Annotated in this window: 11 protein-coding genes; 5 read left to right on the top strand and 6 right to left on the bottom strand. The window is 51.8% G+C overall.

All coding sequences use genetic code 11. The features are described from left to right. Positions 1-119: 119 nt before the first annotated feature. On the top strand, positions 120-1,001 hold the full coding sequence (locus NNL21_RS20370; RefSeq protein WP_204819802.1) for an AraC family transcriptional regulator: 882 nt from the start codon (positions 120-122) through the stop codon (positions 999-1,001). 86 nt (positions 1,002-1,087) lie between these two features. Here NNL21_RS20370 and NNL21_RS20365 read toward each other — a convergent pair whose 3' ends face one another. Beyond that, positions 1,088-2,305, bottom strand: coding sequence for a multidrug effflux MFS transporter (locus NNL21_RS20365; protein WP_204819981.1), 1,218 nt, complete (start codon positions 2,303-2,305; stop codon positions 1,088-1,090). Between the two features lie 216 nt (positions 2,306-2,521). Between NNL21_RS20365 and NNL21_RS20360 the strand changes: the two genes are divergently transcribed. Further along, a complete protein-coding gene (locus NNL21_RS20360) occupies positions 2,522-3,166 on the top strand; it encodes a fumarylacetoacetate hydrolase family protein (RefSeq protein ID WP_204819801.1) in 645 nt (214 codons plus the stop codon). 642 nt (positions 3,167-3,808) lie between these two features. Here NNL21_RS20360 and NNL21_RS20355 read toward each other — a convergent pair. Genes NNL21_RS20355 through NNL21_RS20345 form a run of 3 tightly spaced genes read right to left on the bottom strand, consistent with a single transcriptional unit; the run spans position 3,809 to position 7,078 of the window. Continuing rightward, the gene (locus NNL21_RS20355; protein WP_204819800.1) at positions 3,809-6,220 is read right to left on the bottom strand and encodes a tetratricopeptide repeat protein; all 2,412 of its coding nucleotides are present in this window, start codon (positions 6,218-6,220) and stop codon (positions 3,809-3,811) included. Continuing rightward, positions 6,198-6,542 (bottom strand): hypothetical protein, encoded by a 345-nt coding sequence (locus NNL21_RS20350; RefSeq protein WP_204819799.1) that lies wholly within the window; start codon positions 6,540-6,542, stop codon positions 6,198-6,200. Before NNL21_RS20350 ends, NNL21_RS20355 begins: the two co-directional genes overlap by 23 nt. After that, complete coding sequence (locus tag NNL21_RS20345; protein ID WP_309145341.1) at positions 6,539-7,078, bottom strand: sigma-70 family RNA polymerase sigma factor; 540 nt, start codon at positions 7,076-7,078, stop codon at positions 6,539-6,541. The genes NNL21_RS20350 and NNL21_RS20345 overlap by 4 nt, the downstream gene beginning before the upstream one ends. Positions 7,079-7,324: 246 nt before the next feature. On the opposite strand from NNL21_RS20345, the gene NNL21_RS20340 reads away from it, so the two are divergent. The 3 genes from NNL21_RS20340 to NNL21_RS20330 all read left to right on the top strand — a co-directional run bounded on the left by NNL21_RS20340 (position 7,325) and on the right by NNL21_RS20330 (position 10,837). Next, positions 7,325-9,076 carry a methyl-accepting chemotaxis protein gene (locus tag NNL21_RS20340; RefSeq protein WP_204819798.1) on the top strand — a complete coding sequence of 584 codons (1,752 nt, stop codon included), beginning with the start codon at positions 7,325-7,327 and terminating at the stop codon, positions 9,074-9,076. A 245-nt stretch (positions 9,077-9,321) separates the two neighbouring features. Then, a complete protein-coding gene (locus tag NNL21_RS20335) occupies positions 9,322-10,158 on the top strand; it encodes a sugar phosphate isomerase/epimerase family protein (RefSeq protein ID WP_204819797.1) in 837 nt (278 codons plus the stop codon). Between the two features lie 127 nt (positions 10,159-10,285). After that, positions 10,286-10,837 (top strand): copper amine oxidase, encoded by a 552-nt coding sequence (locus NNL21_RS20330; RefSeq protein ID WP_204819796.1) that lies wholly within the window; start codon positions 10,286-10,288, stop codon positions 10,835-10,837. An 87-nt stretch (positions 10,838-10,924) separates the two neighbouring features. Here the strand turns inward: NNL21_RS20330 and NNL21_RS20325 are convergent, their stop codons facing one another. Continuing rightward, a complete protein-coding gene (locus NNL21_RS20325) occupies positions 10,925-11,794 on the bottom strand; it encodes a carbohydrate ABC transporter permease (protein WP_256555357.1) in 870 nt (289 codons plus the stop codon). A 12-nt stretch (positions 11,795-11,806) separates the two neighbouring features. Continuing rightward, on the bottom strand, positions 11,807-13,720 hold the full coding sequence (locus tag NNL21_RS20320; RefSeq protein WP_204819795.1) for an ABC transporter permease subunit: 1,914 nt from the start codon (positions 13,718-13,720) through the stop codon (positions 11,807-11,809). Between the last annotated feature and the right edge of the window lie 19 nt (positions 13,721-13,739).

Below are 13,739 nucleotides of genomic sequence, written 5' to 3'. Positions count from 1 at the left end.
TTCCTTAAGAATAAGCTTAATTTGCATGTTTTTCGCCTCGTTTTTTGCCTAAACACCCTATAACCCCGCTTATCTTGCTATAATAACAAAAAATGCTATTTAAGCCTGGAGGCCGCTGGATGACCTTCCCCGATTTGATGAAGCACGGAAGCGTAGCCGATCCGTTCTATGTGGAATACGCGAGGCGTATCGAGCCTTACAACATGAGGCAAAACCATTTTCACCCGTATTATGAAATCTACTATCTGCTGTCGGGGTCAAGAATCTACTTTATTAAGGACGCTTCCTACTTGGTTCAGGCAGGCGACATCGTCTTCATCCGGAAGAACGAGGTGCATAAGACGACACAGGCCGGAGATTCCTCTCACCAACGGGTGATCCTTTACTTCGATGACCGTTATATCCGCGATTGGAGCGATTCACAGGCGAAGCTGCTCTTAAGCCCGTTCATGTCCGATAACCCCGTCGTCCGGCTCCCGGAGGAAGTCCGGCTTCTGGTCGACGCCCATATTCACCGCATGATGAATGAACTGCATGAGGAACCCGTCGGTTGCGAGTTCTATTACAGCCAGGCGCTTAACGATATCCTCCTCCTCAGCGCCAGGTTCCAGCAGACGAATGTACCGGTTGAGCTGGAAGGCACCTCTGCTATTCATAGTAAAATCTCCGAGGTGGCCCGCTATTTGAACGCGAATTACGCCGAAACGATACACATCCACGACTTATCGAAGCGTTTCTATATCAGCCCGTATTATTTGAGCCGCGTATTCAAGGAAGTCACGGGCTTCACGATTATCGATTATTTGAATTTGACCCGCGTGAAGGAAGCCCAGCGGCTGCTGCAGGAAACCTCGATGAGCATTACGGACATCTCTGCGGCCATTGGCTTTGGCAATTTCTCGCATTTTGGCAAAACGTTCAAGAAAATTACGCGCTCCTCTCCGCGTGAGTATCGGCAGGGTAAGGCTCTGCTCCGCTCTTCAGAAGAGGGCCAGCGCTGATGCCGGGAGTTTCTCACCGCAGATCAAGACACGCGGATAAAAAAAGTCCGTGCCCCTAAGTAAGAGGGCACGAACTTTGGATTGAATTACCGGCGGCCCTTCACCGCTGCCGGCCGAAGAAGGAGCATATAACAGAGCACCGCGCCAGCCTCCGCGGCGAGGATGACGATTCCGAGCGGCATGGCGGTCCCGCTGCCGCCAAGACCTACGAGCGGTGCTGCAATACCGCCGATGATAAAGGAGAGCAGACCCAGCAGCGCGGAGGCCGTGCCTGCGGATTGGCCGTGATTCTGCAGCGCAAGCGAGAAGCCAGCGGTGGAGACGATTCCGACGCTCGACACGACCAGGAACAGCGGAACTAACACAGCATATAAGCCGGCTCCCGCCGCGATGACGATAAACAGCAGCACGCCGCCGAATGCAGCAATGCTCAGACCGTACCGGAGCAGCTTTGGCTCGCCGATCCGGCCCGCTAAGCGGCCAGTAATTTGCGTAGCGGCAATGATGCCAAGGCCGTTGATTGCAAAGATATAACTGAAGGTTTGCGGTGTAACACCGAAAAATTCCTGCAGTACGAATGGCGAACCGGATATATACGCGAACATCGCAGCCATTACGAAGCCTTGTGTCAGCGCGTAGCCCATGAAGATCCGGTCTTGGAATAATCCGCCGAACGTCCGCAGCGTCTGTCCGATCCCGCCTTTCGTGCGCCGGCCTTCAGGAAGCGACTCCCTTAGTCCGAACAAGGTGCCGACAAGCATAACCAATCCGAAGACGGCTAGTACGATGAAGACCACGCGCCACGAGGCCGACTTCAGAATGAAGCCGCCAATGATCGGAGCGAGAATCGGAGCCGCTCCATTGACCAGCATAAGCTTCGAATAAAACTTCGTCAGCTCCGTTCCTGAATAGAGATCGCGCACAATGGCGCGGGAGATGACGATACCGGCTGCTCCGGCAAGCCCCTGAATGAATCGCAGGACCAGAAAGAGCCAGATGGAATTTGCAAATACGCATAATACCGAAGTGGCGGCGAAGACGATAAGTCCGATCAGAAGCGGAAAGCGGCGGCCTCGCACATCACTGATTGGTCCTGCTAGTAGCTGGCCGAGCGAGAGACCCAGCATGCATGCGGTCAGACTGAGCTGGGCGAGTGAAACGCTCGTGTTCAGATCGCCTGCCAATATCGGAAGCGCCGGTAAGTACATGTCCAAGCAAAGCGGTCCAAATGCGGATAGCCCGCCCAGAATAATCGCCATCCAAAGACGGCTGGTAGACGGAAGCGAACGATTGTCGGGGTTCATTCTCGATGATGGGGCAGCATTCATAACGTTAAACATTCGTCTCCTTAAACGGTCAGTCTGCGCTTGACAATGGATCAGCCAAGCCGCGATATTCAGGCATACTACCATGGGCATCATACCCTGTCAATGGACAAAAAAACCGTGAGTAACGGCATCCATCATTTAATCCAGTACGTGTACGCGTTATAATATGGTCAGAAAAGGAGTGATCAACGTATGTCCGCATTTGATTCGATTCGAAATATTTACTGTGTGGGTCGGAATTACGCGCTGCATGCCAAGGAGCTGGGAAACGCCGTACCCGAGCAGCCGATGATTTTTTCCAAGCCGACTCATGCTCTGCATCCTGCCGCAGGAACCCTTCGCCTTCCAGGCGGGGTCGGAGAGATCCATCACGAAATTGAATTGGTCGTTCGCATCGGGGCGCCTTACGAAGCGGACAAGCCCTTGGAGCAGCTGATAGATGGAGTTGCCCTCGGAATTGACTGGACCGCTAGAGATGTACAGTCGGCGTTGAAGGAGAAGCGGCACCCCTGGCTGCTTGCCAAAGGATTCAAAGGTTCGGCCGTCTTGAGCGATTTCATTCCTTATGAAGAAGGTAGCCGCTTCTCGGAGCTGCAGTTCAGCCTCCTGAAGAATGGGGAAACCATTCAATCCGGCTCACCTGCGGAGATGATCTTCTCCGTTCAAACGTTAGTGGATTACATTGGCGCTAACTTCGGACTGGATGCGGGGGATATCATTTATACAGGTACCCCTGCAGGTGTCGGAGCGGTGCAGGATGGCGATCTCATCGAGATGAAGCTAACGCCTCCAGGCGGCGCTGAGACTACGTTCGGTCCGCTTCGGATTGAGCTGTAAACCTAATTAGAGAAACGACGCATACGGCAGCTGCCGTATGCGTCGTTTCTCTAATTAGCCGTTTCTGTGCAGCACCCTACTGTTACGCCTAAACCCGGCTTTACAGCACGGTTTTTCACGAACCTGGCGTCTGTAACGCCGCTTTCCGGTCTTTCAGCACCTAACTTGCGTGTCTGCACCGCATATCTAGTCCTGTAACGCCTAAAAACGGCCTTACAGACCGAATTTTCAAGAGCCTGGCGTCTGTAACGCCGCTTTCTGGTCTTACGGCGCCTAACTTGTGTGTCTGCACCGCATTTCTTGATCTGTAACGCCTAAAACCGGCCTTACAGACCGAATTTTCAAGAGCCTTGCGTCTGTAACGCCGCTTTCTGGTCTTTCAGCGCCTAACTTGCGTGTCTGCACCGCATGTCTTTGTGCTGTTACGCCTAAAACCGGCCTTACAGCCTCGGCTATTCTCGAAACTGGCGTCTGTAACGCCGCTTTCTGGTCTTACGGCGCCTAACTTGCGGCTCTGTACCGCGTATCTAGTCCTGTTACGCCTATAAACGGTCTTACAGCTGCGCATTACCTTGCGGCAAACATCCGTAAGACCACTTTGTGGTCTTACGGCGCTCGCACTGCAGCAGATCACTCGATCATCTAACCGACATCGAGCAGCGCTTGCATGAACTTTCTCATGGCTGGGTTGCCTTTGGATTCAGATATCCAGGATTCCAGCTTCTCTTCTTCACCTCGGAAGTACAGGTCGAGCACCCTATTCAGCTCTTTCCGGTAAGCTCCGTGTAGACTAACGGTTTCCTTCTCCCATCCTTCCGTCCGCGCCGGCTGTTCGCTCCTATCTCCATTCTCCCGTCCTTCCACTTCCACGTCCGGTTGACCCGCAGTTCCATATTGATCCTCTTCCTGGCTTGCCTCCACCCGCTTACCTTCTTCCTGCAGCTTATGCACGAGCTCGCTCCAATCACGCGAATCCATGCCGAAGCTGCGTTCAGGATATTGATTAGCGGCTTTCAGGGCCGGATCCAGTGAAGGGTTCACATACACGAGTATCGCCAAGTAATTGCCTACAAACCTATGGCTGCTATCCACCCGAAGCGCCTGCTCGAACCGTTCCAACGATTCCTTCAGCTTCCCTTGTCTCATGAGCGCCGTCGCATAAACTGACTGTTCATAATCGTTCAGCGGCACTTTACTGAGGCGCAAATATTCATCGACCGCCTCATGATACGCAGGCCAGTCCTCCTTCTCATAGTAATAGGAGGCGAGCCGATTCATAACATTCGCCGATGGCCGCAGCTTTCGAAGCTTCTCCAGATCTTGCAGCGCCTCCTCCTCATACTTCGTCTCATCCATCACGGATGCCTTCGCTTCCAGCATGCGAATGATCATCCGCATGCTGTGAACATCACCCGTATTCTGCTCATAAGCTGCCTTGTACGAAGCAAGCGCAGCGTCCAGCTTGCCGCCCCGCAGCAGTAGATCGGCTTCTGTCATCGTCCGTTCCTTCATATAGAAGAAGGGCAGATTCCCCACCGTGTCCTCCCCCAGCCGATATCCACTGCTTCGACTCAGCAGACGACCGCTTGCATCATAAGCCAATACCCCCCATGAATAGCGATTCTCCGTATCGGTGAATCCCAGCAGCGACCCTGGGGATATCGAGCCCCAATCGCCCGGCTCCCCATAAGAGATCCCCACCGCATGTTCATAGAGCTCGTCTAGCGAAATTCGGATCCGGTTGTCCTTAATATGCGTGCGAATCGTCGTGCCGACGGATCCGCCTTTAATTGGAACGGTAGCCTCCAAGCTGTAATAAGTGGCGCCCTCTGTCTGCTCCCACTGAAAATCGATATAGGATTCGGTCACGGTCTGCTGATTGACGGGTGACGACAGTTCGATGAGTGGGGTAAATACGATGGTTTGCTTGATGGGCGCCTCCCCCCCCTTCACATCGAGCCAGGCATTAGAGTCGACGGGCCAGGTGTAGCCATCGATCTGATCATATTTCAACCCGAGGAAAATTTGGTAGCTCCCTTCAAGCACACCGTGAAAAGAGAAGCTTCCATCCGTGCCGGTAACGGTTTGATAGGGCTCACCTTCTGTAACGCTATGGTTGACCGCACTCTGCTGCCGCAAGAAAACAGCAACTCCAGGCATCGGCGTCCCATCGCTCCGCTTAATGATTCCCGAGACGACGGATACCTCGCCTCCTTGCTTCAGCACCCGCTTCAGCTCATCACGCAGCTGCGCCAGCTGCTCTGTCGTCACCATTTTCAAGTCCGGGAATTGCTTGAGTTCCTCCTCCTCCTGGAATCGTTCAATCTCCTCCATCTGCCTTTCGACCTGAGCGAGCGCCTCTGTCAAATTCCCTTCACGCATCAGCAGCTGTGCCCGGATCTGAACGATCTCGCTGTTCAGATGTGTATCACTGGTGCTCAGCTGCTTCGTCAACCGGTCCAAGATTTCCATAGCGGCGGTCTTATTGTCCTGCTTGGCCAATAGCTTGGCCTGTGCCAACATAATTTCCTTCAACAGGTAATCGTCCGATTGTACGTTGGTGATCCGTTTCTCCGCCAGTTCCAGCTGATGGAGCGCCTTATCCGGCTGACCCTGGTTCCCGTAATACAGGGCAATCTGTCTGGCTGCTCTCGTATAATAGCCATCAATCGGGCCCCCCTCCACGTATTGCTCCAAATAAGGCAGCTTCTCGGGCCAGCTTAATGCGATCTGCTCATCCGAAACAATACCTCCACTTTGCGTAGATCCCGGGCCAACCGTTACATCCACATCCGCAGTGATCGACTCCACGCCGAATTCAATAATATGATTGCGGATTAATGCCCACTTCTGTTTATCATTCACGGGATGGGCTAGTGCTTCAAGCAACTCCGCCTTGCTAGTAATCCCATCATTCCCTCCCGCGGCCTGCTCGTCTGCAACAAACAGCTTCCACTGAGGAAGCAGCACCTTCCCCGTTAGCGGGATAAGTACACCGAGTGCGAGGAGTGCCAGCACGAGATGCTTCACCTTAACCTTTATTTTCATCTTCATGCTTCCGTACAGCCTCCTCATAGACGTCCTTCCAATAGGTGTTGCCTCCGGTCTCGATCAGCTCACGCTGGGTCAACCGGAGATCCTCCTCGCTAACGCTGTCCTCCGGCTGTTGCGACACGCCCCAGAATAACAGGAGTGCGGCAGCTGCTCCGATCGGCACGAGCGGCAGCTCCAGCTCCTTGTTCCAGAAAGCTGACAGCCTATCCCGCCATGTTCGGGGATGCGTCCGATTCCGTACCTGGGCATGACCGGTGAATGTGATCCCATCCAATTCTTCGTCCAGCCGCGATTTCATCCGTTCCCGTTCCTTATCCGTCATAGCTTTAGAACCTCCTCCTTCACCAGCAGCTTGCGCAGCTGAAGCCGCCCCCTTGTCAGTCTCGCCTTAACCGTATTCTCATTCGTTGCCGTATGGGTCGCGATCTCCCGTATACTAAGCTCGTTATAATAGTAGAGCGTAATCACTTCCCGATAGATGTAATCGAGCCGATGAACCGCGTCACTCAGCCTCTCATTGCGCCATTCCAGCATCACTTGCAGCTCCGTATCCGGGTGATGCTCATCCGTCGGGATCTCCTCCATCCTTGCAAAAGGCAGCAAATTCCGCCATCCCCATGTCCGCTGCCTCATCCGGCATCGATTAATGGCGATCCGGGTGAGCCAGCTTTTCAATTGCTCCTCTTCACGCAGCTGTTCAATTTTGCGGAATGCCGTAATGAACGTATCCTGAACGGCCTCCTCCGCTGCCTGCAAATCTTTTAGCAAGAGGAAGGCGGTCCGGAGTAAATAGTCGCCATACTGCTCCATGAGGGCTTGAAGCGCGGCTTCGTCTCTATTTTTTAAGCCCTGCACCACATTCAGGCCGGTTCCCCCTCTCGTTAATTCTATCTCCTGGACCTATGATGCATCCTGCAACAATAAAGTTGCAACCATTGACGATTATTATTTCTTCATGATCTCGAATATTGCCGCTTCGGCATTCCTCATTAATCATCATTGTTCAACAAAATATAACAAATCATGTCAACAAAAATGAGCATTTATACTCTTGAAGGTGTATGATAGTAGAAATGTCTGGAAAACTCATTGGGAGGGAAAGCCATGGCGCTAACCAAACGTACTTTGAAGATGACGATTCGATCCAAGCTGCTGCTTGTATCTTTTTTGATGCTTCTTATACCCGTATCCATCTTGGGCATCATCAGCTACAATGTTTCAAAGACCGAATCCGATTCATTGATCCAGAAAAATTTGAGTAATATCGTGAAAATGGGGATTGAGTTAACCGCTACCTTCGAGCACTCCGTTGAAATGGGGACAATGTCGGAGAAGGATGCTCAGGACGAAGTAAAGCGGATCCTGATCGGACCGAAGAATGGGGACATCCGCACGATTAATCCGAAAATCGATCTGGGTCCGAATGGCTACTTCTACATCCTGGATGAGAAGGGCAACTTGCTCGCTCACCCTTCACTCGAGGGACAGAACATTCTGGACAAGAAGACGAGCGGCGGATTCTACTACATAAAAGATGTGATCGAAAAAGCAAAGAACGGCGGCGGATTCACCAATTATGACTGGCCGCTGCCGAAATCCACCAAAGAAGCCGAGAAAATTACATATGCCGCGGTCAGCAAGAAATGGGGATGGATCATTGCGGGCGGCTCTTATTTGCAGGATTATACGACAGGTCAATCCCGTATTCTGAATACGATCATCATTACACTCCTCTGCTGCTGGGCCGCAGGCGGACTTGTGATGACACTATTCAGCCTTCATATCTCAAGACCGCTGCGCAAGCTGGCTAATCAAGCCGGGCAGCTCGCCACCGGGGACCTGCGCACGGAAGAGCTGCGGATCCGCAACAAGGATGAAATCGGAGAGCTCGCCGGGTCATTCGCCACGATGAACGGAAGCTTAAGGGAGATGGCATCCGGCCTGTTAACAGGGGCGGATTCACTCTCATCTGCATCCAATGACTTGAATGCAGCGATCGATCATACAACCCAAGCGACGAATGCCATCTCCGTATCGGTGGAGAATGTTGTCGTGAGCAGTTCTACTCAGGAGCGAAGAATCAAGGATAGCACCCTTGCCATGGAAGAGATGTCCGCCGGGATTCAACGCGTCGCGTCCACTTCATCTACCGCCTATGATGCTTCCGCCGTTACTCTGCAGGAAGCCGAGCAGGGGAACCGTCTGATTGTACAATCGTCCGAGCAAATGAATACCGTGCGGGCAACCGTCAACGACATCGCTTCCATCGTAGCCACGCTAGGTGAACGCTCGCAAGAGATTGGCGAGATTGTACAGGTCATGACCGATATCTCCTCGCAAACCAATCTGCTTGCGTTGAATGCCTCCATCGAGGCCGCGCGCGCAGGCGAGCAAGGCAAAGGCTTCGCCGTCGTTGCCGGTGAGGTGAAGAAGCTGGCGGAACGTTCTCATGAATCGGCCCGACAGGTTGCGGATCTCATCACAACCATTCAGGCGAATATTGAGCAAGCAGCAGCCGCGATGGAGAAGGGTGAGCATGAGGTGACTGAAGGAGTGCAGTCCATTGAACATAGCGGGGAAGCATTCCGGCGGATTCTAATCGCGACCCGAAGTGTAGTAAGCCAAGTTCAGGAGGCTTCCGCTGCGGCAGAACAGATGAGTGCTGGCTCGCAGGAAATAGCCTCGGCTCTGCAGGAGGTACGTCATGCCTCCGAACAGGCCAGCCAGCTTGCCCAGCAAATTTCGGCATCGACCGAGGAACAGCTGGCCTCGATGGAAGAGATCAGCGCCTCTGCTAATTCCCTGCGTGCCATGTCGGGTGATATGCAGTCGCTGGCGCACCGGTTTAAGCTGTAGCCCTTGAATCTATCAATACCTCTGCCAGGCGTGCTGCAAGCGCCACTGCACCATGCCTGCATCCTAGATCATATTGCCCGTATGGAGGCCTGTCCCGGCTTCCATACGGGCTTTTTTCCATATGGACCGGCAAGACGTCTGTTCCATGCTAATCGTAAATAATATTGTATTCATTCTCCATCCATCTGCGATAAAATGGAACATATACGAGACTATACTGCTGCTGCAGCAAGGAGCTGAGTGTAATGAGATTAGGCGGGCCACTATTTGAAAACGCTTCCGATCCAGAGCAATGGATTGAAGCGCTGCAGCGCCAAGGCTATACCGCTGCTTATTGTCCAGAGTTGAATGCGGAGGATGATGCCGTCCTTCAAGCGTATGTTCGCGCTGCTCATGAGGCTAATATCGTGATTGGCGAGGTTGGAGCCTGGAGCAATCCCATCAGCCCGGACGATGAGATAAGAAGGAAGGCTGTTGCATACTGTAAACAACGATTAGCCTTAGCAGACCAGGTTGGCGCAAGATGCTGCGTCAACATCGCAGGTTCCCGATCTTCCTATTGGGCCGGCCCTCACCCGGATAATCTATCCGCGGATACCTTTGCCCTCATTGTTGACACGGTCAGGGAAATTATCGATAGCGTAAAGCCGACGAAGAGCTTCTACGCGCTAGAGACCATGCAGTGGGTATTCCCCGACACCGTCGACAATTATGTCCGGCTTGTCCATGCGATCGACCGGCCGCAGTTCGCCGTTCATCTCGATCCGGTCAACCTTATATCCAGCCCGCAGTTGTATTTCAACAACGCAGCCTTGATTAAGGAATGCTTCGACAAGCTTGGTCCATACATTAAGAGCTGCCACGCCAAGGACCTGCTGCTCGACGAAACACTGACCGTCATTCATCTGGATGAGACAGTTCCCGGCAAGGGTGCCCTGCATTACCCGACGTTTCTGCGCGAATTAAGCAAGCTTGATCCCGATATTCCATTGATGCTGGAGCATCTATCAACCTCCGAGGAATATCAAGCCGCCGCCGCTCACATCCGGTCGACTGCCCGCTCATTAGAATTGCAGGTGTAACCGCCCCAGGAAAGTCCTTTTCCCAGGGAAACTAGCGTTTTTTTATAAAATGATATCTTAATCAACACAACCTTTACAGATTTTGAAAGTATAACCTCTTATTAGAACATATAGGGAGGGCTCTTTTATGAAAACACGGGTTGGCGTCATTCTGCTCATCCTTTGTTTATGGGGTGGTTCTTTGCTCTACGCCATGTCAAACGATGTGAAAATAGTTGTGAATAACACCGAGCAGAGCAGCAAAGCTGTATTGATTGACGGCAAGGTCTATGTCCCCTTAAGCCAGCTCACCAATGAGCAGCAGGTGATGCTCAATTGGGACGAAGAACAGAGTAAACTGAACATTTATAAACCTAATGTCCATTTAACGACACTCTCCGCCAAAGGTGCCTTCGGCAATGTACCCAAGGGCACGCATTCGATCAGTGTGCTAGCGCAGGTCGATAATTTGAAGACGGACATCTCGGATTTAAAAATTACGATCACAACCCCTCAGAACAAAGAAAAGCTGATTCAATCTCTAGATGCGCGCGGTTCGAAAACCAACTTCTGGTTTCTAACGGATACAACCGAATACAATTTCGATAAGACAGGAAATTATTATGTTCGCTTATATATGAAGCCAACCTTCTCCAAAGAATGGTTTCTCGTATCCGAGAAACAGATTATTGCAGAATAGCCGCCATAGCTTCCACCATGATTGGTATAAACAAAGAGATGGCAGTCCTGAACGTCAACACGTTCGTGACTGCCATCTCTTTCTCGTTTACATCTTGAGTGCGCCTTGCGTCATCCCTTGGATATAGTACTTCATCCCGAATGAGAAGATGAGTACCAGCGGAATAGACGAAATCGCGTAGGCCGCGAATTGTACGCCCATATCGGTAACGCCGAATTGCTTCTTGAATAACGTGAGTCCTACGGCGATAACTTGAATGTTGCTATCCCGTATGGTGAGAAGCGGCCAAATATAGTCATTGTACACGCCGACCGAATGCATGATGAACAAGGTCGCCAGAATGGGCAACGAGAGCGGAAGCACCATTCGGATGAAGACGGTTCTCTCTGTCGCACCGTCCATCCGCGCTGCCTCGAACAGCTCGTTCGGGATCCCCGACATCGAGCTCCGGCACAGGAACGTTCCGAATATTTGCCCCCCTGCGGCACTCGCGATAATAATAACCCACGGCGTATTGGTCAGTCCCAGGTTCTCGTACAGAACGAAGGATGGAATAAGCGTCAATACACCCGGAATCATCATCATGGCCAGCATCATCAGAAACAGCATTTCTTTACCCGGGAACGTCTTCTTGGCGAAGATATAGCCGGATATCGATGATAGTACGATAACAATCAAGCTGCCTGCGACCGCATAGGCAATCGTGTTCATAATATACCGCCAAATACTGCTGAACGCTTCATTGTAATTGCCCCATTGGGGCGGAGAAGGCAGCGACCAGAAGCTGCCTAATATTTGCGAGTTGCTCTTTAATGAGCTGACAATCATGAACAGAATCGGCACCAGGGTTATAAAAGCCAAAAGGCAAAGTATGATAATAATGATTGCCTGCCGGACAACCTGCCAAGGGAATCCTTTGTCCTTGACGGTCGCCTTCGTTACATCGCCCGTATTCAAAGGTATCCCCTCCTAATCCTGCGTTTTGAGAAACTTGAGATTGATGACCGTAATGATCAGAATAACGAAGAACATCGCGACGCCGAGCGCCGATGCATAACCGAGATCATCGAATTTGGTCGCGGCATAGTACATTTGCAGCGCCGGGACATAAGTCGAATCCATCGGGCCGCCGCCTGTTACGATCAGAATGCCGTTGAAATCTTGGACAATGCCGATAAGTGCTAATATGATCAGAAACTTGAATTGCCCCGCAAGCAGCGGCAAATGAATGGATCGAATAATGCGCGGCAGCGTTGCCCCGTCCATCTTAGCCGATTCAATCAGCTCATCCGGAATGCCGAGCAGTCCCGCATAGAATACAAGCAGCTGCAGGATTCCGATGAAAGGGAAACCGATAAAGATGATCGCCCACAGTGCCGTGTTCGGATCGCCTAACCACGCATGCGCGAAAGTGCCAAGTCCCAAACCACTTAACAGCTGGTTAAAGAGACCGATGTTGGGATCGTACAGATTCTGCCAGATCAGAAGCATCGCCACGCCTGGAATAATCATCGACGCCGTAAAGGCCGTCCGGAACCAATACTGCATTTTTTTGCTGCGTAGGAAAAAGATCAATTCAGCCACAATTAGCGGCGGAATGAGTGTCTTGAATAGTCCTGTTACGATAAGCAGGCCTAAGTTCCCCATCCCCTTGGCAACGTAAGGATCCTCGAACATCCGCTTGAAATTATCCAAGCCGACAAACGTCGTCCTGCCGCCGGGATTCCAATCATATAGGGAGTGGAACAGTCCGGAGAATGCAGGGTAATACAGGAACACGAATAACAGCAGAAACGATGGTGCAAGCCCCAGATAGATGAGCTTCGAGCGCCAGATGGTCTTGAAAATCCCAAGACGATTCCGCTTTTTCATCACATACAGACCAAACAATATTAACAGCACGACGGCAACGCCGATGGCCGATAAGAGCAATGCTTGATTGCGGGCTTGCTTCTTGGCCCCTTCAACTACAGTACCAACGTCGTACTTATGAACCTGGCCTTGCTCGGTACCGCCATACAGCGTCTTGCCTTCCTTATCGAATTCGACTTCCCGTCCGGCACCGCTAACTTTTGTTTCCCACAGCTTCTTGCCCGCTCTGGAGAATACATAGAAGTTACCCGAGAAATCCGACACCCCGATAAATTGTCCATCTCTTGTGAATGCCACATCCGTCACAATATCCTTGGCGGCCAATTTTGCATCCCGTTTGCCTTCTTTGTCGAACAGCTCCACCGCATAGGCGGTTGTACCGGCAGCAACTTCGCCTTCATCCGACACAGCAACAGACTCTACCGCGCTGTCGAGGCCCATCTTGCGTACAACCTTGCCTTCCGAATCAAGCAAATGAATATATTGATCGGTTGCCCCTACCGCGACCCATTGCCCGTTGCCGGAGACGCTCACCGATTTCATTCCAATACTAATGTCGGCTGTACCCTTCACCTCGCCTGTCGCCCCATCGATATACTGGAGCTCCGTGCTGTTCTGAATGATAACCGAGATGATCGAGCCGTCCGGAGACGATGAAACGTCCTTAACCTGGCGCTTCATGTTTGTATCCCATAGTAATTTCCCAGCAGAGTCATAAGCATACAAATGCCGATCGTCCGATGATACGATTAAGTTTCCATTATTAAGTAAGTTAACCCCTGTAACGACGTTCTTTGCATCCACTGCAAATTGCTGTTTGCCCGCAGAATCAAAAACGAAAGCCTTAGCCCCATAACCGCCAACCGCTATTCGTGATCCATCTTCCGCTACGGAGATGGAAGTAATGTTGCCCGCTTGCTCGACAGACCAGCCCTCCTCGGCCTGTACGACCGCCGGGAAGAGAGAGAGCAGCAATAGAATCGCAATTGCGACCTGTGTTAGTTTTCTCACGGCGATCCTCCTTTCTCTT

Origin of the sequence: Paenibacillus mendelii, assembly GCF_024498075.1 — a bacterium.
GTDB classification, from domain to species: domain Bacteria; phylum Bacillota; class Bacilli; order Paenibacillales; family Paenibacillaceae; genus Paenibacillus_Z; species Paenibacillus_Z mendelii.
This window is presented reverse-complemented; position numbering and strand designations above follow the sequence as displayed.